At 63.2% G+C, this 19,337-nt stretch carries 17 protein-coding genes; 13 read left to right on the top strand and 4 right to left on the bottom strand.

Translation table 11 applies throughout. The features are described 5' to 3' along the window. The first annotated feature begins 22 nt into the window (after positions 1-22). The 9 genes from nhaA (at position 23) to GM415_RS07920 (ending at position 9,598) form a co-directional block, all read left to right on the top strand. Positions 23-1,363, top strand: coding sequence for a Na+/H+ antiporter NhaA (gene nhaA, locus GM415_RS07960; protein ID WP_158947288.1), 1,341 nt, complete (start codon positions 23-25; stop codon positions 1,361-1,363). 88 nt (positions 1,364-1,451) lie between these two features. Continuing rightward, positions 1,452-2,192 (top strand): tetratricopeptide repeat protein, encoded by a 741-nt coding sequence (locus GM415_RS07955; RefSeq protein ID WP_158947287.1) that lies wholly within the window; start codon positions 1,452-1,454, stop codon positions 2,190-2,192. Positions 2,193-2,205: 13 nt separating this feature from the next. Further along, positions 2,206-3,600 (top strand): cobyrinic acid a,c-diamide synthase CobB, encoded by a 1,395-nt coding sequence (locus tag GM415_RS07950; RefSeq protein WP_158947286.1) that lies wholly within the window; start codon positions 2,206-2,208, stop codon positions 3,598-3,600. Next, positions 3,597-4,883, top strand: a complete 1,287-nt coding sequence (locus GM415_RS07945; protein WP_158947285.1) for an MFS transporter — start codon at positions 3,597-3,599, stop codon at positions 4,881-4,883. The genes GM415_RS07950 and GM415_RS07945 overlap by 4 nt, the downstream gene beginning before the upstream one ends. Before the next feature lie 2 nt (positions 4,884-4,885). After that, entirely contained in the window at positions 4,886-5,443 is a 558-nt protein-coding gene (amrA, locus tag GM415_RS07940) for an AmmeMemoRadiSam system protein A (protein ID WP_158947284.1), read from the top strand. A gap of 150 nt (positions 5,444-5,593) precedes the next feature. Continuing rightward, positions 5,594-6,331, top strand: a complete 738-nt coding sequence (locus GM415_RS07935) for a flagellar brake domain-containing protein (protein WP_158947283.1) — start codon at positions 5,594-5,596, stop codon at positions 6,329-6,331. Between the two features lie 21 nt (positions 6,332-6,352). Beyond that, complete coding sequence (locus tag GM415_RS07930) at positions 6,353-7,561, top strand: HD-GYP domain-containing protein (RefSeq protein ID WP_158947282.1); 1,209 nt, start codon at positions 6,353-6,355, stop codon at positions 7,559-7,561. A 5-nt stretch (positions 7,562-7,566) separates the two neighbouring features. Beyond that, positions 7,567-8,022 carry a hypothetical protein gene (locus GM415_RS07925; RefSeq protein ID WP_158947281.1) on the top strand — a complete coding sequence of 152 codons (456 nt, stop codon included), beginning with the start codon at positions 7,567-7,569 and terminating at the stop codon, positions 8,020-8,022. Between the two features lie 115 nt (positions 8,023-8,137). After that, positions 8,138-9,598 carry an MltF family protein gene (locus tag GM415_RS07920; RefSeq protein WP_158947280.1) on the top strand — a complete coding sequence of 487 codons (1,461 nt, stop codon included), beginning with the start codon at positions 8,138-8,140 and terminating at the stop codon, positions 9,596-9,598. 57 nt (positions 9,599-9,655) lie between these two features. On the opposite strand, the gene GM415_RS07915 is transcribed toward GM415_RS07920, so the two are convergent. The 4 genes from GM415_RS07915 to GM415_RS07900 form a co-directional block, all read right to left on the bottom strand. Continuing rightward, entirely contained in the window at positions 9,656-9,919 is a 264-nt protein-coding gene (locus GM415_RS07915; RefSeq protein WP_158947279.1) for a cysteine-rich small domain-containing protein, read from the bottom strand. 2 nt (positions 9,920-9,921) lie between these two features. Next, a complete protein-coding gene (locus tag GM415_RS07910) occupies positions 9,922-10,239 on the bottom strand; it encodes a DUF4389 domain-containing protein (protein WP_158947278.1) in 318 nt (105 codons plus the stop codon). 102 nt (positions 10,240-10,341) lie between these two features. Then, entirely contained in the window at positions 10,342-12,243 is a 1,902-nt protein-coding gene (locus GM415_RS07905; protein ID WP_158947277.1) for a FapA family protein, read from the bottom strand. Between the two features lie 161 nt (positions 12,244-12,404). Then, on the bottom strand, positions 12,405-13,661 hold the full coding sequence (locus GM415_RS07900) for a BPL-N domain-containing protein (protein ID WP_158947276.1): 1,257 nt from the start codon (positions 13,659-13,661) through the stop codon (positions 12,405-12,407). A gap of 131 nt (positions 13,662-13,792) precedes the next feature. On the opposite strand from GM415_RS07900, the gene GM415_RS07895 reads away from it, so the two are divergent. From GM415_RS07895 to GM415_RS07880, 4 genes are all read left to right on the top strand, one after another. Then, entirely contained in the window at positions 13,793-16,459 is a 2,667-nt protein-coding gene (locus GM415_RS07895) for a valine--tRNA ligase (RefSeq protein WP_158947275.1), read from the top strand. A 322-nt stretch (positions 16,460-16,781) separates the two neighbouring features. Then, positions 16,782-18,290: a uroporphyrinogen-III C-methyltransferase gene (gene cobA / locus GM415_RS07890; protein ID WP_158947274.1), complete on the top strand. Its 1,509-nt coding sequence runs from the start codon at positions 16,782-16,784 to the stop codon at positions 18,288-18,290. Positions 18,291-18,462: 172 nt separating this feature from the next. Then, positions 18,463-18,831, top strand: a complete 369-nt coding sequence (locus tag GM415_RS07885; protein WP_158947273.1) for a hypothetical protein — start codon at positions 18,463-18,465, stop codon at positions 18,829-18,831. A gap of 115 nt (positions 18,832-18,946) precedes the next feature. Continuing rightward, the gene (locus GM415_RS07880; RefSeq protein ID WP_158947272.1) at positions 18,947-19,318 is read left to right on the top strand and encodes a hypothetical protein; all 372 of its coding nucleotides are present in this window, start codon (positions 18,947-18,949) and stop codon (positions 19,316-19,318) included. Positions 19,319-19,337 lie beyond the last annotated feature (19 nt).

The following is a 19,337-nucleotide window of genomic DNA, read 5'->3' as shown; positions in this document are numbered from 1 at the left end:
CCCGGCTTTCCGGGAGTACCTCATGACGATACGAAACTTTGTCTCCTGCGGGCTTGAACCCATCGAACAGGTTCTCCTCCCCTTCCAGGAGTTCTTCAAATCCAAATCCACCGGTGGCCTGCTTCTGATCTTCAGCGCCCTGGCCGCGCTCATCTGGGCCAACTCCCCCTGGAGCCACAGCTACCACCTGGTCTGGGAGACCAAGCTCACCATGGGCTACGGCTCCCTGGAGCTCTCCAAACCGCTGCTCCTATGGGTCAACGACGGGCTCATGGCCATGTTCTTCTTCGTGGTCGGCCTGGAGATAAAGCGGGAATTCAAGGTCGGCGAACTCTCCTCCCGGCGCCAGGCCATCCTGCCCATCCTGGCGGCGGTGGGCGGCATGGCCGTACCCGCCCTGCTGTACGCGACGGTCAACGTCGCAACGCCGGGCGCCCACGGCTGGGGAATCCCCATGGCCACGGATATCGCCTTCGCACTGGGCATCCTTGCCCTACTGGGCGACCGCGTGCCCTACCAGCTCAAGATATTCCTGACCGCCGTGGCCATTGTGGACGACATCGGCGCGGTCCTGGTCATCGCCCTGTTCTATACCTCGGATGTGGCCCTCTGGATGCTCCTGACCGCAGCCGGGCTGCTGGCCCTGGCCTTTGCGGGCAACCGCATGGGGGTCCGCGCTCCGGCCTTCTACGCTCTGGTGGGCATTCTGGTCTGGCTGACCATCCTGAAGTCCGGAGTCCACTCCACGGTGGCGGGCGTACTCATGGCCTTCGCCATTCCGGCCCGAACCCGCTGCGACGCCGAGGCCTTCCATTTCAATGCCAGCAACATCCTCGAATCATACCAGGAGGCGGTCGAACCCGGGGCTACAGTGCTCTCCAATTCGGGCATGAACTCCGCGCTGCTCGCCATGCGCCACGTGACCTCCCGTGCCCAGACCCCACTGCAGCGGCTTGAGCACGCCATGCACCCCCTGGTGGACTACGCCATCATGCCCGTCTTCGCCCTGGCCAATGCGGGCGTCACCCTGGAGAACGGCTTCGGCGCGCTGGCAGCCTCTCCCGTGGCCCAGGGCGTGGGCCTGGGCCTGTTCCTGGGCAAACCCATCGGCATCGTCCTGATGGTCTGGCTCATGGCCCGGCTTTCAGGTGGCTGGCCGGGCGGCATGACCTTCCGGCATTTCCTGGGCGCGGGGCTTCTGGGCGGCATCGGCTTCACCATGTCGCTGTTCATCGCCTCACTTGCCTTCGGCAACGACGCAGCCCTGCTCGGCGCGGCCAAGACGGCCATCCTGGCCACCTCCACACTGGCGGGAATCGCGGGATACCTCCTGCTCAGGACGCTGCCTCTCCCCGAGGAATAAGCGAATACGCCGAGGCTTCTCATACAGCGCAAACACGTGTATCGTGATCGAAACGCTTCCCGCATCAACCTGAACCGGTATGAAAATCATGAGCGCACCCCACGACAGCGGCCCCATCGAAGGCGTCTTCGGCATCGAACGCCACTCCAAGATCGGCACCGGCACCACGGCCAAACGGGTCAAGGCCAAGGCCTTCTACTACGTGAAGGAGGTCGAGGACGACACCGTGGAAATGCAACTCATCAATAACAAGCTTACGCCTTGCGGGCCTATCGAGCGCATCTCAAAGGAAGAGCTGCTGGAGGACTATCTGCCCATGCCCCAGCTCTACAAGGATGTTCTGGGCAATCTGCGCAAGGTGCAGAAGGCCCTGGCCCGGGGCGACAAATTCCGCAAGCGCAACGAAACCTTCACCGCCGAATTCGAGTATGCCAACGCCCTGGACCTGGACGAAGCCAATGTCCGGGCCAACTTCGGCATCGGCCTCTGCCTGCTGGCCCGCGACGAAAAGGAAAAAGCGCAGGAGGTCTTCGACCGGATCGTCAAGATCGACGCCGCGTTCGCCGACGAGCACAAGCACCTGTTCAACGAGTACGGCATCGCCCTGCGCCGGGAAAAGATGCTTCAGCAGGCCGTGGACTACTACCGGCGCGCCCTGGAGCTCTCCTCGGACGACGAGAACCTCTGGTACAATCTGGGCCGCGCCCTGTTCGACATGGAAGACTGGGCCGGATGCGCCGATGCCGCCCAGCATTGCCTCGCCCTGAATCCGGACCATCCGGAGGGCGGAAAGCTGTTGGCGTACCTGACGAAAAACGAGCTGATCTAACCCGGGAGACCCCATGAGCACGGTCAAGGGCTTTGTCGTCGCCGGAACGCACAGCGGGTGCGGCAAGACATCGGTTTCGCTGGGCCTCATGGCGGCCCTGGCCCGACGAGGGCTGGCCGTGCAGCCCTACAAGTGCGGCCCCGACTTCATCGATCCCGGGCACCACGCCCTGGCCTGCGCCGTGGACGGCAAGCCCGTGCCCAGCCACAACCTGGACGGCTGGATGCTCGACGCGGCCACCAACCTCGACATTTTCAACCGCTACGCCGCCCACTGCGACGTGGCCGTAGCCGAAGGCGTCATGGGCCTGTACGACGGCATCTCCGGCACGGACGACAGCGGGTCCACCGCCCAGATGGCCAAGACCCTGGGCCTGCCCGTAATCCTGGTCGTGGACGCCCGGTCCATGGCCCGTTCCGCAGCGGCCCTGGTCTCGGGCTACGCGGGCTTCGACCCGGACGTGAACCTCGCGGGGGTGATCTTCAACCGGGTGGGCAGCGAAAACCACGCGAGCCTGCTCACCGAGGCCATGTCCCTCATGCCGAATATCCCGGTACTGGGTTGCCTGGGCCGGGACGAATCCATCGCCACCCCCTCCCGCCATCTGGGCCTGGTCACCGCCGAATGCGGCGAGGCCGACCCGGACCGCTATGGACGGCTGGCGGACTGGGTGGAGCGAGGCATGGACCTGGACGCGCTCCTGGAGGCCCTGCCGGATATCGAGGCGATCCCGCCCTTCGAGCCGGTCCCCCAGATGGGCACCGTGACCATCGGCATTGCCCGGGACGCGGCCTTCTGCTTCTACTACGAGGAAAACCTGCGCCTGCTGCGTGACGCCGGCGCACGGCTGGTGGAATTTTCACCCATGACCGCCCCGAGGCTGCCCGACGCCCTGGACGGCCTCTACCTGGGCGGCGGCTATCCCGAACTCTACGCCTTCGAGCTGGGCCAGAACAACAAGCTGCGGCGCGAAGTCAGGGAGTTCTGTGAGTCCGGCCGCCCGGTCTACGCCGAGTGCGGCGGCTTCATGTACCTGATGGAGGACATCATCACCGGGCGCGGGCGCTACGCCATGACCGGAGTCTTCCCCTTCCGCGCTGACATGGGCGAGCGGTTCCGGGCCCTCGGCTACCGGGAGGTCACCACCCGCGATACAACCCTGTTCGGCCCGGCCGGGCTGACGGCAAGGGGCCACGAGTTCCACTACTCCTCCATCCGCGAGGACGCCGATCTCTCCACCACCCGAACGGCCTATGCCGTGCGAGGACGCAAGGGGGTCATCCCTCACCCCGAGGGGTTCCTGCACGCAAACACACTGGGCTCCTACATCCACCTCCACTTCGCAAGTCATCCGGGCATGGCCGAAGCCTTTGTCCAGGCGTGCCGCGACGCCATTCCCACCCAATGAGCACACAGGACGACTCACCCCGCGCCACAGATGTGCGCGCCCTCCGAGCCTGGGCGCTCTACGACTGGGCCAACTCCGGGTTTGCGGCCCTGATCCAGACTTTTGTCTTCGCCGCCTACTTCGCCAAGGGGGTGGCAGCGAACGAGACCGTGGGCACGGCCCTGTGGGGCAACATGATGGGCGCGGCCGGGCTGGTCATCGGCCTGGGCGGCCCGCTGCTGGGAGCCGTGGCCGACCGCACGGGGCGGCGAAAGCCATGGCTCGCCCTCTTCACCGGGCTCTGCATCGCCGCAACCGGACTGCTCTGGTTCGTGCGCCCGGACACCGCCTGCGTGCCCCTGGCCCTGCTTTTGGCCGGGATCGGCACCGTGGGCAGCGAATACGCCATGATCTTTTACAACGCCATGCTCCCGGGCCTGGCCGAGCCCGAGGCCGTGGGCCGCTGGTCGGGCTGGGGCTGGGGGCTGGGCTACGCCGGCGGCCTGGTTCTGCTGGTCATCGCCCTGTACGGCTTCGTCCAGCCGGGCGCGTGGTTCGGCATTCCCCACGAGGAGGCCCTACACGTACGCGCAGTCATGCCGCTGACCGCGGCCTGGTATCTGCTCTTCTGCCTGCCCCTGTTCCTGTTCTCGCCCGACGCCGGAGACCGGCGCATTCCGCTCGGGCAGGCCATCCGGGAAGGGGCCGCCCAGATAAAAAGTTCCCTGGGCAACGTGCGCCGCTACCGCCACATCGCCCTGTTCCTGCTGGCGCGCATGTTCTACAACGACGGCCTGGCCACCCTGTTCGCCTTCGGCGGCATCTACGCTGCCGGGAGCTTCGGCATGTCCCCGTCCGAAGTTATCCTCTTCGGCATCGGCCTGAACGTCACCGCCGGTCTCGGGGCAGCCGGCTTCGCCTGGATGGACGACAAAGTCGGCCCGCGCAGGACCATCCTCGTATCCCTGGCCTGCTTGACGATCTGCTGCGGACTGATCCTGACCATCACCAATCTGACCCTGTTCTGGATTTTCGGGCTGGCCGTGGGTATATTCGTAGGGCCGGTCCAGGCCTCCAGCCGTTCCTATCTGGCGCGTACCGCTCCGGCGGAGCTGCGCGGCGAGATGTTCGGCCTGTTCGCCCTTTCCGGCAAGCTGACGTCCTTCATGGGCCCCCTGCTGGTGGGATGGCTGACCCTTGCCTCCGGCAGCCAGCGGGTGGGGCTGTCATCCGTCATCGTTCTCTTCGCCGTCGGCCTGGCGGGCATGTTCTTCGTGCCCCGGGCCGTGCAAACAAAGGAGTAGCCATGTCCGAATTCCGCTTTGAACTGACCGACGAGGAAAAGGCATACCTCAAGGACCTGGTGGTCCAGTCCATCTCCTTCGGCCTGCACCCTTCGGACGGTCCCTTCGGACCGCCGGAACCGCCCACGGACAAGCTCCGCGAGGAGTTGGGTGCCTTCGTCACCCTCAAGCTGGGCGGCCACCTGCGCGGCTGCATCGGCAACGTCCAGGGCTCGGGCGAACTCTTCCGCACGGTCTGGAACATGGCCCAGAGCGCGGCTTTCCAGGACCCGAGGTTCCCCCCGGTCAGCGAGCACGAGTTCGACGCGCTGGAGTACGAAATCTCCATCCTCGGCCCCATCGAGCCCTGTCCCGACCCCGCTCTGGTCGAGGTGGGCCGCCACGGGCTCATCATGTCGCGCCACGGCCGCACCGGCCTGCTCCTGCCCCAGGTTCCCGTGGAGTGGGGCTGGGACCGGGCGACCTTCCTGGCCCAGACCTGCGTCAAGGCGGGGCTGGACCCCAGCGCCTGGGAAGACCCCGACACCACCATCCTCTGGTTCGAGGCCGAGGTCTTCTGACTTTTCCGGGCGACTTTGTCCTGATCGTGAAATACCCCTATCGACAGCCCCTGCCGCATCGGCTAATGGAAAGAGAGGACCATTCCCTCGCATGCGGGGAACAGGCCGACAAATCAGACTGAACACAGGACAGGAGTGAGCGAAGCACCCATGACCCCAGCACAGCAACAGGCGGCGGCCGCGCCGGAGATAAAACGGGAGGAAGGCTCCCAGACTCAGGCAACCGCCGTTCCCGAAAACGCCAAGGTGATCCGGGTCCCTGGCGTCCAACTCGACGCCTCGCCCGGCAAGGAAGTCATTCTGCGCGTTCCCGGCAGCAGCCAAAGCTACAGAGGCCGTATCGTCGGCTTCGACCCCTATGAATTCGTCATCATCAAGGTCCGCCTGCCTTCGGCCCTGCGCAGGGAACTCGCCAACGGCCGCAACGTGGTCGTCAAATACGTCCACCAGGGAACGGTCAACGGGTTCATGGCCCAGGTCGAAAACGCCATCACCACGCCTGCCCCGCTGCTGTTCATCCAGTACCCGAACATGGTGGAAAAGCTCGCCCTGCGTTCCTCCAAGCGAAAGGAATGCAACATCGACGGCGTGCTGCACACCACCGACGACGAGGTGGAGTGCCTCATCGTCAACGCCAGCGAGTCGGGCTGCAAGCTCTCGGTCCGGGTGGGGGAACGCGACGTGCTCCGGCAGACCAGGGTGGACGACGCCCTGATCGTGGCCATGAACCTGGGCAGCCTCGGGGAACTGAAGGTAGCCGTGGCGGTAAAGAATCTCTCCAGGGAAAAGGGCATCATGACCATGGGCTGCATGTTTCTGGACATAAGCAAGGAAGAGATGGGCACCATCCGCGAGTATCTCGACAAGATTTCGCGCCACAGCCTGTAGGGCGCGGGGAGTGAACGGGGCATGATCAAGAAGGTTGCCATAGACGAGCTGAAACCGGGCATGGAAATCGTCCGGCTGTCCAGCGACGTGTGGGAACACCTGCCCAACCTCTATACCGTGCCCGGCGTCATCCGCTCCGACGCCCAGATCGCCCGCATCAGGAACGAGGGGTTCCGCCACGCCTTCATCGAGGTCCGCGTGCCCGGCGAGCCGCCCCTGGAAAAACGGCTGGACCAACTGCTCAAGGAGACGGGAGAATCCCCCCCGGTCAGGGAACGCGTGCCCTTCGAGGAAGAGATCGAAGTGGCCCAGGAAGCCTATGAAAAGGTCATGACCCAGGCCCACCGGGTCATCCACGACGCCAAGCTGGGACGCAAGGTGGATTACGCCGCCTCGGTGGAGGCCGTGGACGAAATCGTGGCCTCGGCCGTACGCAATCCCAACACCCTGCTCTGTCTCTCCAAGCTCTCCCGCTTCGACGACTACACCTACTCCCACTGCATCAACGTCTCGGCCATCGCCGTGGTCTTCGGCGAGTACCTCGGCCTGAGTCATCACGACCTCAACCAGCTGGGCGTGGCCGGACTGATGCACGACCTGGGAAAGACCGCCGTGCCCGAGCGGATCATCAACAAGCGGGCCAGGCTCAACGACAACGAATTCGCGGAGATCAAGCGTCACCCGGAATACGGCTTCGAAATCCTGAAAAAGCAGGAGACCGTGCCCGACGAGATCCTGCTCGCAGTGCGCGACCATCACGAAAAATTCAACGGCAGCGGATATCCGGGCCACAGGACGAGGGAGGGGACGTCGCCGCTGGCGCGGATCATCTCCCTGGCCGACGTCTACGACGCCCTGACCAGCGACCGCTCCTACAAGGACGCCATCCTGCCCAATAAGGCCCTGGCCATCATGTACGGCATGCGCGGACAGGACTTCGACCCCCTTGAGGTCCAGAACTTCATCAAGTGCCTGGGCATCTTTCCTTCGGGCAGCCTGGTCAAGCTCTCCTCGGGATTCTACGGCGTGGTCTACGAGTCCAACCCGGCCCAACCGCTCCTGCCCAAGATCAAGATCATCCTGGATCAGGATCTGCACCCCATCCCCTCTGAACTGGTGGACCTGGCCGCGCGCCACGCCATGGGCGGAGAAGACCTGGAAATCCTGGAATGCGCGGACCCGGCTTCCTACCGGATCAACCTCAAACCGTACCTCACGCGGCGGAGATAGACCCCATGTTCGAAATCCTCGACACCGAGGTTTGGCTCGGTATTTTCATCCTGACCGGCATCCTCTACTTCATCCGCTACATGCAGAACCGCAACCGGAAACGGACCGTGTACCGCGTTTCAGCGGATTCCCTGCAACGCTCAAAGCAGGTCCTGGTAGCCTACCTGCCGCTCATCGAGGGCGGCGACACCAAGTCGGTCATCGACAAGCGCCGTCTCCCCTTCCCCAAGGAGCACGTCAAGAGCGCGGCCAAGATCCTGGCCTACTATTATTGGAAGAAAAAGCAGCCCGAGGAGCTGGCAAGGGTCAAGAACGCCTACATCTCCCTGTGCCGCTTCCAGAACAGCGACATGGACCTGGAGGACCAGGCCGGCGAGATGACCCGGGAGCACAAGCTCAACTCCCGCGAGTTCGACCAATACATGTCCCACTCGCCCTTCAACGTGAAGAAAAAGAAGTGACCGCAGCCTGTAGCGGTTCATCCGGACCAGACTGATTCAGAGGAATCGAAATGACGCTTTCAAGCCGGACATTCCCCTTTTCAGCGTGTCAACGAGGGATCGAAGCCCGATGAAAATGCGTACGATCTTACTCTTTCCGACCATCTTTTGCCTGTTCCTCGCGGCGCATGCCACGGCGTACGCCGCTGAATACGAACACCACACCTACTCCAGGACTTCCCGAGCCAGGACCGGCGACCTGCCCGACATGCTGAAAAAGCGTTCTGTCCGGGTCCTGACGTCCTTCTCTCCGACCATATTTTTCATGGACAAGGCCAAGGTCTACGGCTTCGAGTACAGCCTGCTCAAGGAGTATGAAAAATTCCTGAGCAAGACCCTCCCCGGAAAACACGAAGTCTCGGTGGAGTTCATCCCCGTGCCCTCCGACCAGCTCATCCCCGCCCTGCTGGACGGGCGCGGCGATATCGTGGCCGCATTGACCACCATCACCCCTGAGCGCGAGAAAAAGGTCGCCTTCACCGCTCCCTACCTGACGGACGTGAAGGAGCTGGTGGTCACGCACAAGAGCATTTCCGGCATCCGGAAGCCGGAGGATCTTTCCGGCCGCACGGTCCTGGTCCGCGAGTCCAGCAGCTACAAGGAAAGCCTGGATCAACTCAACCGGCAGTTGCTCGCCAAGGGCAAGCCGCTCGTGGACGTGGTCACCATTCCGGAATACGAGACCACCGAGGACGTTCTGGAGATGGTCAATGCCGGGATCGTCGGCATCACCCTTGCCGACGGTCACCTCGCCGAGCTCTGGACCAGAAGCCTGCCCGACATTCGCGTCCTCAAGGACGTGGCCCTGAAGACCGGGGGCCGGATTGCCTGGATGGTTCGCAAGGACAACCCGGAACTCAAGGCCAGTCTGGATGCCTTTGCCAAAACGGTGAGAAAGGGCTCTCTGCTCGGCAACATCTATTTCAACCGCTATTATCGAAGCGGCGCCCTGCTGGAGCACCCGCTGGATGAGCCCTATGAGGTGGAGAACTTCAGCGCCTACACGCCGCTGTTCAAGAAGTACGCGGCCAGATATGGACTGGACTGGCGGCTCGTGGCGGCCCTGGCCTTCCAGGAATCCCAGTTCGACCACAACGCCAAGTCGCACGCCGGCGCAGTGGGCGTGATGCAGCTCATGCCGGTCATCGCCAGGGACAAGCGCATCGGGATAGCGGACATCCACTCCGTGGAGAACAATATCCACGCCGGGGTGAAGTACCTGGCCCTGCTCCGGGACCGATACTTCGACCCGGCGCAAGTCCCAGACGAGGCGGTCCGAATCCGCTTTGCCCTGGCTTCATACAACGCCGGCCCGACCAGAATCAGACAATGCAGGGAGAAGGCAGTGAGCATGGGCCTAGACGACCGTTTCTGGTTCCACAATACGGAATACGGAGCCATGAGCCTGGTCGGCATGGAGCCCGTTCGGTACGTGAACAAGATCAACATGTATTATCAGGCGCTGATCCTGTCGGACCACCTGGTCAAAAAGCGCTTGCCAAAGCAGCGGAGCGAAGCCGGGAAGGCCGCGCCATAAGGCGGGATCATCCCGTTCAGGAGAACACCTGGAATCTCTGCCCCCCGATGGGGGACTCTATTCTCCGCTGTTCCGGATTGCCTCGAAGCGCTCCTTGAGCCGTCCCACTATGTAGTCGTAGCCCTTGGGGCTGTGGGGTATGAGGCAGCCGGTGCAGTCCTTGACCCCGGACTCGAGCACACGGCAGTTCCCGCCGCACTCCTCGAAGAAATAGAGCGGGCAGTAGCAGAACAGGCAGTTGAACTCATCCGGCTTCCCGGTCTTGTGGCAGGGGAAGTATTCACACTCGCGATTGCTGAAGAAACGGTAGCTGTTCTGCATGATTACCGGAACTGTACCTGCCTCGTCGGCGGTTCGCAATCCCCGTCTTCGGGATAGGCGTTGAAGGGGAAGGGACGGCGGTTCTCGCTCAGGGTATTATAGCGCATGAGACGGTACCCGTACTGGGTCAGGCCGTTGGTGAACCCTCGCAGGGGCTCGCTCCGCCGCTTGGCCGCAAGCAGGTAGCAATACTGGAACAACACCGAGAGCTGGACCAGCATGATCGTCACCTCCAGAAATATCATGCATACCAGGGTTACGGCGAACCGCTTCAGGATATCGGTCCTGGAGGCCGTGGTCATCCTGTCGGTCATGGACATGGCAGACTCCTTTGGTTGGATGTGCGCAACACTGTCATCCTAGCCCCTGTGGTCGAGCAGAGGCAAGGAGGAAGGAAAATTTCCCACAGCCGGTCCGGCGGGTTACTCGATGACGATATCCCGGTCGCGCTCGCTCCAGTAGATGGTCGACGCTTCGGTGCGCTTGGTGATGTTGAAAGACTTGCCGCCGAATCGGATCATGGTGCCGGGATGCAGCAGCCGCTTGACCTTGACCTTGACCCCGGCCAGCTCCTCCTGGCGCTCGAGCATGAGGCGGGTGATGCGGTCCGCGATATCCTTCCGTCGCCGGATCAGGGCGTTCCGATGCTTGATGACCTCGGCCACGGCCGGTCGCTTCTCCGCCGGGGTCCGGGACAGGATCGCCTCAACCGGGTCGGTGCCGATGGCCTCGTCGATGCGGCTGATGGCCACCTTGATCTTCTGCCGCTCCTCGCGCAACGCGCTGTCGTCGGCGTGATCTATGCGTACGGTAATCCGGGTGTCCACCCCGAGCTCCGAGCCGACCTCGTTGATCTCCATGCCCTTGGAGGTGATGATTTCGCCGCCCTGGACGTGCCCCTTGCCCTTGGTGCCCAGGAACCGCCCCTCCGCCTGGATGCGGGAATTGGTGGTGTCGTTGGCGATCTCCACGTCGCGGCCGGCAATGATGCGGGCATTGGTGGCGTAGCCCGCCAGCACGTCGTTTTCGGCGCGCACCGTGCCGCCCTCGGGCATGAGGATGCCGCCCGAAACAACGACGTCCCCCCCGGCGGTGACCGTGGCGGACTCAACGGACCCGGCCACGATGACGTGCTTGGGCGCGGAGACCACGGCCCCGGCCTGGACCGAACCGAGGATCTTGACCGACCCCCGCTCCACTTCCACGTTGCCCGTGGAGATATCCACATCGCCGGAAATGATCAGGCAATCCGTGACCGACAGGGTCCCCTTTTCCATGGAGACGACACCCTCGGCCGATGCCGTGTAGGTCACCTTGTCATCCAGAACCTGGACGCCCTGGCCCTTGTGAACGTGCAGCTCGCGCCCGGCGTGGGCGGGGATGGTCTTGCCGTAAATATCGATGCCGCCCTCGCCTGCCGTGGGCGCGTGCAGCCGCCCGATGACCTGGCCCAGGTTGACCATGGGATACGTGCCGCGATTGCGGAAGTCGAGGCGGCCCGCCTCGTCCTCGATGCCCGCGGTCTCTCGCGACGAGACCAGGAACTCGAACCAGCCGTCCTTGCCCGGCACCGGGTAGGCGCCCGACGCCAGGACCTCGTCCGGCACAGGTTTGCCCAGGGCTGCTGCCTTTTTCAGGAGGGCGTCCAGGCGGTCCGTGTCGATGTCGATGACCACGCCCAGGTCGCGCAACTCCTTTTCGATCTGGGCCACGGTCACGGCGCGCCCCTTGAAGTCGCGATGGTGCACCGTGCCGGAGACCGTGATGGCGTCTTCGGAGATAACGGGAATGAGGTCAACGGAGATGATGCCGTCCTTGAGCCGGACCATACCCCAGACCTGGGAGACGTAGGAACTGCTCAGGGCGTCGAACTCGACATTGTCGCCCATGGTCAGCTTGAGGTCGGCGGGCTCGAAATCTTCGCGGGGTTTGATCAGACGGCCGTCGATGGTTTCGCCCGGCTTGGCCTGGAGCGGCTCGCGCTTGCGTGCGAAACGGTCACCGGGGAATACAGGGAATTCCAGGTCCCCCAGGGCCATGAGACAGCCGTCTCTCGGCTCCTGGGCAGGGATGCCGTTGACCAGGGCGAGGCGTTTGATCTCGCCTTGATCGAGGATTCCCTCCACCACCTGGCGGGCAGCGACTTCGTCCACGGGCAGGAGCACGCCCGCATCGGCCAACTGCCGCTTGAGCAACTCCACGGACGGCCCTTCGCCGCCATTGGGCGGGAAGTAACGGCTCACGCCGAGCTTCATGCCGTCCTCGGACATGGCAAATCGGAACTGTGCATCCCGAGGCTGTTTCGTTGCGTTGTTTTTGGCCATGGCCGACCCGCGCAAGGAGTGATCCGGGAGTGGAGAGGCTTCCGCCCCAGAAAAGTCTCAAGGAAAACAGACGGCTCCCCTTCCGTCCAATTCCCAACAGTTAGGTTTGATATATACCACACCCATGCCATAAATGGCAAATGGGCCAGAAGCAGGCAGCATTAGTGACTGTTATTATTAGACAAGGAAAGCAACCAGTAGAGTTCCTCCAGCATGGCCGCCAGGTCGGCGTGTATGCCGCCGGGCTCGGGGGGCCTGCCAAAAAGGGCGCGTCGCTGCTCCAGAAGTCCGGCCTGTGAAACGGCTTCGGGATCGGAGTGGAATACGGTCATGGCCAGCCGTTCGGCCAGCAGGTAACCGGACAACCCGCCCGCCAAGAGCTTCATCAACACGGCGAACTGGTCGCGCCGACGCTTCCAGAAGGCGAGGGCCGCATCGTCGGGTTCGCGGGCCATGGCCTCGCAGATGAGGGAGTAAAGCGAGTTGATCCCCGCGCCCGGAATGCCGCGCCGCCAGCCGAGCAGCCAGGGAGTGCGCCAGAAAAGCAGGAAGTGGCTGAGTCCGGTGGCCACAGTCTCTTCCATTGCCGCCCTGGCCGAGGCCAGGACCGGGTCGTCCCAGCGCACAGGACGCGCGGCCACGTCCCAGGCCGGGACCGGGATCTCGCCCACGGTTTCGCCCAACACAGTGGAAAGGATATGCCCGAGCCAGCGGTTGGCCGGGGGCGAAGCCGGGGTCTCCAGGTGGGCGTAGCTGAGGATGACCCGCCCGGCGCCGAACTCGTTGCGCGTGACGCAGGGCAGCCCTTCGAGGAAGTCCGGGCGGAGGTGGATGCCGTACAGGTTCTCCCAGTCGGTCATGGTCCCCTTGGGCAGGGACGCCAGATGCAGGTCGGCCACCCAGAAGTCCGGACCGGGGACGCGGTAGCGGGCGAGCACGGTCACCCCGTTGTCAGAGGGGGCGAAGCGGCCCGGCCACCAGACAGGGAGCATGGCCTCGCCGCCCAGCCCTTCCGGCACCAGCGGGTCGGCGGCCAGGTCCGAGGTCACGTGGCCCGAGAGGAAATGATGCAGCCTGTTCTTGTAGCCCTGGCGAGTCCAGGGGGAGAGCCCCAGCGAGTACGGCCCGGTGAGACCCAGGCCTGTGCCGCCGCAGAAGCCGAGGTAGGTGCCCCCCGAGTGGACGTACTCGCACACGGCGTCCATGCCCTTGAGGCCGAGCCGATCCGTCTTGCCCTTGGCCCGCCCGCCGGGAACGATGAGCAGCTCCGGCCTTGGGCCGGACTTGCCAGAAAGCACGCCATCGGCTATTTCGTGGCCGCGCACGAGGCGATGCGGAATGCCCCACGCGGTCAGCGCGCGGGTGACCAGCAATCCCCAGAAATGCGACTCGTCCCAATATATATGTATGCTTGACATGCCCGGCTCTCTCGACAAAGGTAGTCCGACGCTATCAAAGAGACGCTGGCCAAGGCAAGCGCAACCATACGAAATTTCAAGCTGTCGGTGCTGAGCGCCGACCCTTTTGCCGCCATAAAGGAAGGAACAACATGGCCCGTAAAGAACTCGCCAAAGCCTACGAACCGTGGGATGTCGAAGCAAAATGGGAAAAACACTGGGAAGAGGACAAGACCTTCTCCCCCGACCCGGATGCTCCGGGCGACGCATACTCCATCGTCATCCCGCCGCCCAACGTCACCGGCGTGCTGCACATGGGCCACGCCCTGAACCTGACCCTGCAGGATATCCTGTGCCGCTTCAACCGGCAGCAGGGCAAGAACGTGCTGTGGGTTCCCGGCACCGACCACGCGGGCATCGCCACACAGAACGTGGTCGAGCGCCAGCTCAAGGCCGAGGGCCTCACCCGCCACGACCTGGGCCGCGAAAAATTCATCGAGCGCGTCTGGGAGTGGAAGAAGGAAAAGGGCGACCACATCCTCAGCCAGATCCGCAGCATGGGCGCGTCCGTGGACTGGACCCGCGAGTGCTTCACCTTTGACGAGCAGCGCGCCAAGGCCGTGCGCCAGGTCTTCGTCAAGCTGTACGAAGAGGGCCTGGTCTACAAGGGCGACTACATCATCAACTGGTGCAACCGCTGCCACACCGCCCTGGCCGACGACGAGGTCGAACACGAGGCCAAGCCGGGCCACCTGCACCACGTCAAATATCCCCTGGCCGACGGCTCCGGGCACCTGATCGTGGCCACCACCCGGCCCGAGACCATGCTGGCCGACACCGCCATCGCGGTGAACCCCGAGGACGACCGCTTCAACCAGCTCATCGGCAAGGAGGCCGTCCTGCCCCTGGTGGGCCGCAAGCTGCCCATCATCGGCGACGCCTACGTCGACGTCGAATTCGGCACCGGCTGCCTCAAGGTCACCCCGGCCCACGACATGAACGACTGGGAGATCGGCATTCGCCACGAGCTGGAGGTCATCTCCGTGCTCGACGAGGACGGCATCATCAACGAGAACGGCCCGGAAAAGTACCAGGGCATGGACGTGCTCACCGCCCGCAAGGCGATCCTGGCCGACCTCGAAGCCGAGGGCTTCCTGGAGGAGATCGTCGAGCACGATCACTCGGTTGGCGTCTGCTACCGCTGCAAGTCCGTCATCGAGCCGCACGTCTCCACCCAGTGGTTCGTGTCCATGAAGCCGCTGGCCGAGAAGGCCCGCGCAGCGGTTCCGGCCGAAACGCAGATTTTCCCCGAACACTGGACCAAGACCTACTACGACTGGCTGGACAATATCCGCGACTGGTGCATCTCGCGTCAGATCTGGTGGGGCCACCGCATCCCGGCCTGGACCTGCGAGAAGTGCGGTGAGCTGACCGTGTCCATCGAGGACCCGTCCGCCTGCTCCGCCTGCGGCAGCAAGAACATCGTCCAGGAAGAGGACGTGCTGGACACCTGGTTCTCTTCGGCCCTGTGGCCCTTCTCCACCATGGGCTGGCCCGACGACACCAAGGAACTGGCCCGCTACTACCCGACCTCCTGCCTGATCACCGGCTTCGACATCCTGTTCTTCTGGGTTGCCCGCATGATGATGATGGGCCTTCAGTTCATGGAGCAGGTGCCGTTCCACCACGTCTACATCCACGCCCTGGTCCGCGACGAAAAGGGCAAGAAGATGTCCAAGTCCACGGGCAACGTCATCGACCCCCTGGACATGATCGCCAAGTACGGGGCGGACGCCCTGCGCTTCACCCTGACCAGCTTCGCGGCCATGGGCAGGGACATCAAGCTCTCGGAGCAGCGCATCGAGGGCTACAAGCACTTCATGAACAAGATCTGGAACGCCACCCGCTTCGCCATGATGAACCTGCCGGACGAAATCCCGGCGGTGGAGCTCAACGCCGCGGACTCCCTGGCAGACACCTGGATCCTGCACCGGCTGGAGGAGGTCAAGCGCGAGATCAAGGCTGCCACCCTGGAGTACCGCTTCAACGACATCGCCCAGACCCTGTACAAATTCATCTGGTCCGAGTTCTGCGACTGGTACCTGGAGATGATCAAGCCGGTGCTGTACGGCGAGGACGCCGAGGCCAAGGCGGTCACGCAGAAGGTCCTGTGGACCGTGCTCTCCGAGACCATGCAGTTGCTGCACCCGGTCACCCCGTTCATCACCCAGGAGATCTGGTCCGCCCTGCCGCGCCCGGCGGGCGACGACCGCAGCGAGGACATCGCCACCCTGCCCTTCCCGGCAATGCGCGACGACCTGCTCGACCACGACGTGGTCTCCCGCATGGACCTGTTTATGGGCGTGGTCTCCGGCACCCGCAACATCCGCACCGAACTGCTCATTGAGCCCGCCAAGAAGCTCGACCTGCTGATCAAGACCGTGGACAACGACGACCGCGCGGTGCTGGAGGACAACGTGGACCTGATCAAGTCCCTGGCCCGCATCGACAACGTGACCATCGGCCCGAAGGTAAAGGCGCCCAAGGCGTCCGGTGCGGCCGTGGTCCGTGGCAACGAAATCTCGGTCCCGCTGGAGGGCGTGGTCGACTTCGACGCGGAGCTGGCTCGCCTGGACAAGAACCTCGCAAAGCTCGAAAAGACCATGAAGGGCGTGGCCGGCAAGCTCAAGAACCCCGGCTTCGTCAACAACGCCCCCGAGGCCGTGGTCGAAGGCGAAAAGAAAAAGCTCGCCGAGATGGAAGAGGAAAAGACCAAACTCACCCAGCTCAAGGAACGCCTCGAGTCGGTGATGGCATAGATTGAAAGCAACCTGGGGGCTCCCTCCCTCAAGAGGGTTCCCCCAGACCTCCCTGCCAGGACTTTCGGCCTACACGCCGGGAAGCCCGGACCGGGATCGATATGACACATAAGCGGCGTAGAGTCGCGTTCTACCCAACAGGACGCTCTCTGATCCTTCCCAGGCGCCGCACAAAACACACCATTCCCACTACCCTCCCCGCGAAGCGGAACCAAAAAGTTCAGGAGGGGAGAAGGGATGGGGGTCCGTGGGAAGGGGAGAGGGGAAGCCCTATACAAAGGGTTCCCCTCTCCCCTTCCCACGGCCGCCGGAGGCAACAAACATGGCAAACGTCTTTCTCGTCGGAGCCGGTCCGGGCGATCCGGGCATGCTCACCCTGCGCGCCAAGGAGATCATCGAGACCTGCGACATCATGATCTACGACTACCTGGCAAACGCCGACTTTCTGAAGTGGTGCAAGCCGGAGTGCGAAATCCTGTACGTGGGCAAAAAGGGCGGCGACCACACCCTGCCCCAGGACAAGATCAACGACCTGATCGTGGAGAAATCCCGCTCCGGGCTGACCGTCTGCCGCCTCAAGGGCGGTGACCCGTACGTGTTCGGGCGCGGCGGCGAAGAGGGCGAGGAGCTGGTCGAGGCCGGCATCGACTTCGAGGTCGTGCCCGGCATCACGGCAGGCGTGGCCGCCCCGGCCTACGCGGGCATCCCGGTCACCCACCGCGACCACACAACCTCGGTCTGCTTCATCACCGGCCACGAGGACCCGACCAAGGGCGAGTCCGGCCACAACTGGGAAGTGTACGGCAAGTCCACCTCCACCCTGGTCTTCTACATGGGCGTGGGCAATCTTCCCATGATCGCGGACAACCTGATGAAGAACGGCAGGCCTGCGGACACTCCTGTAGCCCTGATCCGCTGGGGCACGCGCTGCAACCAGACCTCGTTCGTCTCCACCCTCGAGGAAGTGGCCGAGGCGGCTGAACGGCGGCAGTGGAAATCTCCGTCCATCATCGTGGTCGGCACGGTCTGCTCCCTGCACGACAAGCTGGCGTGGTTCGAGAAGCGGCCCCTGCTCGGCAAGGGCGTGGTCGTGACCCGCGCCAGAGAGCAAGCCAGCGGGCTGGTGAACACCCTGAAGGGACTGGGCGCGTGCGTACACGAGTTCCCGACCATTTCGGTGGAGCCCCTGGACGACTACGAGGAAGTCGAGACCGCCATCATGCAACTGGCCCGCTACCAGTGGGTGGTCTTCACTTCGGTCAACGGCGTGAAATTCTTCTGGCAGCAACTGGCCCAGATCGGCCTGGACTCGCGCATATTCGCGGGCATGCAGATCGCGGCCATCGGGCCTGCCACCGCGGACGCCCTGCGCGAAAAAGGCATCAACCCGGACTTCATCCCGGAAAAATACGTTGCCGAACATGTGGTCGAGGGACTGCTCAAGCTCGGCATCCAGGGCCAGGACGTGCTTATCCCGCGCGCCAAGGTTGCCCGTGAAGTGCTGCCGCAGGAGCTCAAGAAGGCAGGCTGCTCGGTGACCGTACTGCCGGTCTACGAGACCCGGCTGGTCCAGTCCTCTGGCGATGAAATCGAGGCGGCCCTTGACCAGGGCAAGATCAACTACGTGACCTTCACCTCGTCCAGCACGGTGGAGAACTTCTTCGAGCTGGTGAATCCGGACGTGTTCAGGCAGTACCCGGAGGTGAAGATCGCCTCCATCGGACCGGTGACCACCGAAACGGTCAAGCGGTTTGGCTTTACGCCCGCCATTGAACCGGAGGAATACACCATCCCCGGCCTGGTGGAGGGACTGCTGACCGACAACGGTTGAGCATACGGAACATATCGAATCAAAAGGGGAACGGCGGATGCGCCGTTCCCCTTTTTTTCATGAGCAGTACTTTTTTTCCAAACGTGTGTGGATTTATTTTTCATGATCGTCTAATATTAACATAAACCCCCATCTTCCCTCTATGAAGAACGGAGCGAAAAGAGACTGCACGATGATCAAATATCAGACTGAAATAAAAACTAATTATCTGCTCGTGCACGTCGAGGGCGAAACAGATAACGCCAACGACATGGTCAGCTATCTCGACGGTCTGTTGGCGGAACCGGCCAGCCGCGAAGCGGACCGATTCCTTCTGGATCACCGGGATCTGCAATTCCAGGGGGAGCATGAGGAGAGCTACGACGTGGCCGTCTGGGCCATGGAGCGAATTTCCCGCGAACGGCCCATGAAGGTGGCGCTGCTGGTCCGGCCGGAACGCATGGCCCTGGCCCGCATTTACGAAACCATCGGCGTACACGCCGGTATGAAGATAAAGGTGTTCAACAAACTCAAAATGGCATCGGTCTGGCTTTCATCCTGATACTGCCGCAGCCCGACAGGGTGGCGACGCAACACAAAGGGAAAGACGGATGACGACACAGAACATACTGCCCAGGTGCTTGGCCAGGACACACCATGAAACCGGGAGGGTCCCCATGTCCGTTGATTACGACATGACCCGCCAGAACGGGTTCGCATTAGTCAGGGCCAGGGGGGTCTTCGAATCCCCCGGAGGCGTTACGCGGATGATAGACGAAGTGGCCGCCACGGTAGGGACGATGGCGGAAAAAAGGGTGCTGCTGGACTTCCGGGAAATGAACAAACCGAACCTGACCCTTTTCGACAAATACGATATCGTCTCCCATTTTGACAAAAACAACGACCAGCGGCGCATCAAGTGGGCTCTGGTGGTTCCTCCCCAGCGCCTCAAACCGGTGCGCGATTTCGAGACCATGATCACCAACCGGGGCTACCTCTTTCTGGCCTTTTCCTCCATGGCCGAGGCCGAATCCTGGCTCACGCATTAGCGATCGAAGTCGCGAGCCC

This window comes from Pseudodesulfovibrio cashew (assembly GCF_009762795.1).
In the GTDB taxonomy this organism is placed as follows: Bacteria; Desulfobacterota; Desulfovibrionia; order Desulfovibrionales; family Desulfovibrionaceae; genus Pseudodesulfovibrio; species Pseudodesulfovibrio cashew.
Note: the sequence above shows the minus strand (reverse complement) of the source record. Positions and strands in the feature narration are given on the sequence as shown.

What these genes read in the sequence shown, in the direction of transcription:
- GM415_RS07950 (WP_158947286.1), top strand. Translation starts at nt 2,206, where the DNA reads ATGAGCACGGTCAAGGGCTTTGTCGTCGCCGGAACGCACAGCGGGTGC.
- GM415_RS07935 (WP_158947283.1), top strand. Translation starts at nt 5,594, where the DNA reads ATGACCCCAGCACAGCAACAGGCGGCGGCCGCGCCGGAGATAAAACGG.
- GM415_RS07885 (WP_158947273.1), top strand. Translation starts at nt 18,463, where the DNA reads ATGATCAAATATCAGACTGAAATAAAAACTAATTATCTGCTCGTGCAC.
- nhaA (WP_158947288.1), top strand. Translation starts at nt 23, where the DNA reads ATGACGATACGAAACTTTGTCTCCTGCGGGCTTGAACCCATCGAACAG.
- GM415_RS07925 (WP_158947281.1), top strand. Translation starts at nt 7,567, where the DNA reads ATGTTCGAAATCCTCGACACCGAGGTTTGGCTCGGTATTTTCATCCTG.
- amrA (WP_158947284.1), top strand. Translation starts at nt 4,886, where the DNA reads ATGTCCGAATTCCGCTTTGAACTGACCGACGAGGAAAAGGCATACCTC.
- cobA (WP_158947274.1), top strand. Translation starts at nt 16,782, where the DNA reads ATGGCAAACGTCTTTCTCGTCGGAGCCGGTCCGGGCGATCCGGGCATG.
- GM415_RS07915 (WP_158947279.1), bottom strand. Translation starts at nt 9,919, where the DNA reads ATGCAGAACAGCTACCGTTTCTTCAGCAATCGCGAGTGTGAATACTTC.
- GM415_RS07880 (WP_158947272.1), top strand. Translation starts at nt 18,947, where the DNA reads ATGTCCGTTGATTACGACATGACCCGCCAGAACGGGTTCGCATTAGTC.
- GM415_RS07910 (WP_158947278.1), bottom strand. Translation starts at nt 10,239, where the DNA reads ATGTCCATGACCGACAGGATGACCACGGCCTCCAGGACCGATATCCTG.
- GM415_RS07905 (WP_158947277.1), bottom strand. Translation starts at nt 12,243, where the DNA reads ATGGCCAAAAACAACGCAACGAAACAGCCTCGGGATGCACAGTTCCGA.
- GM415_RS07920 (WP_158947280.1), top strand. Translation starts at nt 8,138, where the DNA reads ATGCGTACGATCTTACTCTTTCCGACCATCTTTTGCCTGTTCCTCGCG.
- GM415_RS07945 (WP_158947285.1), top strand. Translation starts at nt 3,597, where the DNA reads ATGAGCACACAGGACGACTCACCCCGCGCCACAGATGTGCGCGCCCTC.
- GM415_RS07930 (WP_158947282.1), top strand. Translation starts at nt 6,353, where the DNA reads ATGATCAAGAAGGTTGCCATAGACGAGCTGAAACCGGGCATGGAAATC.
- GM415_RS07900 (WP_158947276.1), bottom strand. Translation starts at nt 13,661, where the DNA reads ATGTCAAGCATACATATATATTGGGACGAGTCGCATTTCTGGGGATTG.
- GM415_RS07955 (WP_158947287.1), top strand. Translation starts at nt 1,452, where the DNA reads ATGAGCGCACCCCACGACAGCGGCCCCATCGAAGGCGTCTTCGGCATC.
- GM415_RS07895 (WP_158947275.1), top strand. Translation starts at nt 13,793, where the DNA reads ATGGCCCGTAAAGAACTCGCCAAAGCCTACGAACCGTGGGATGTCGAA.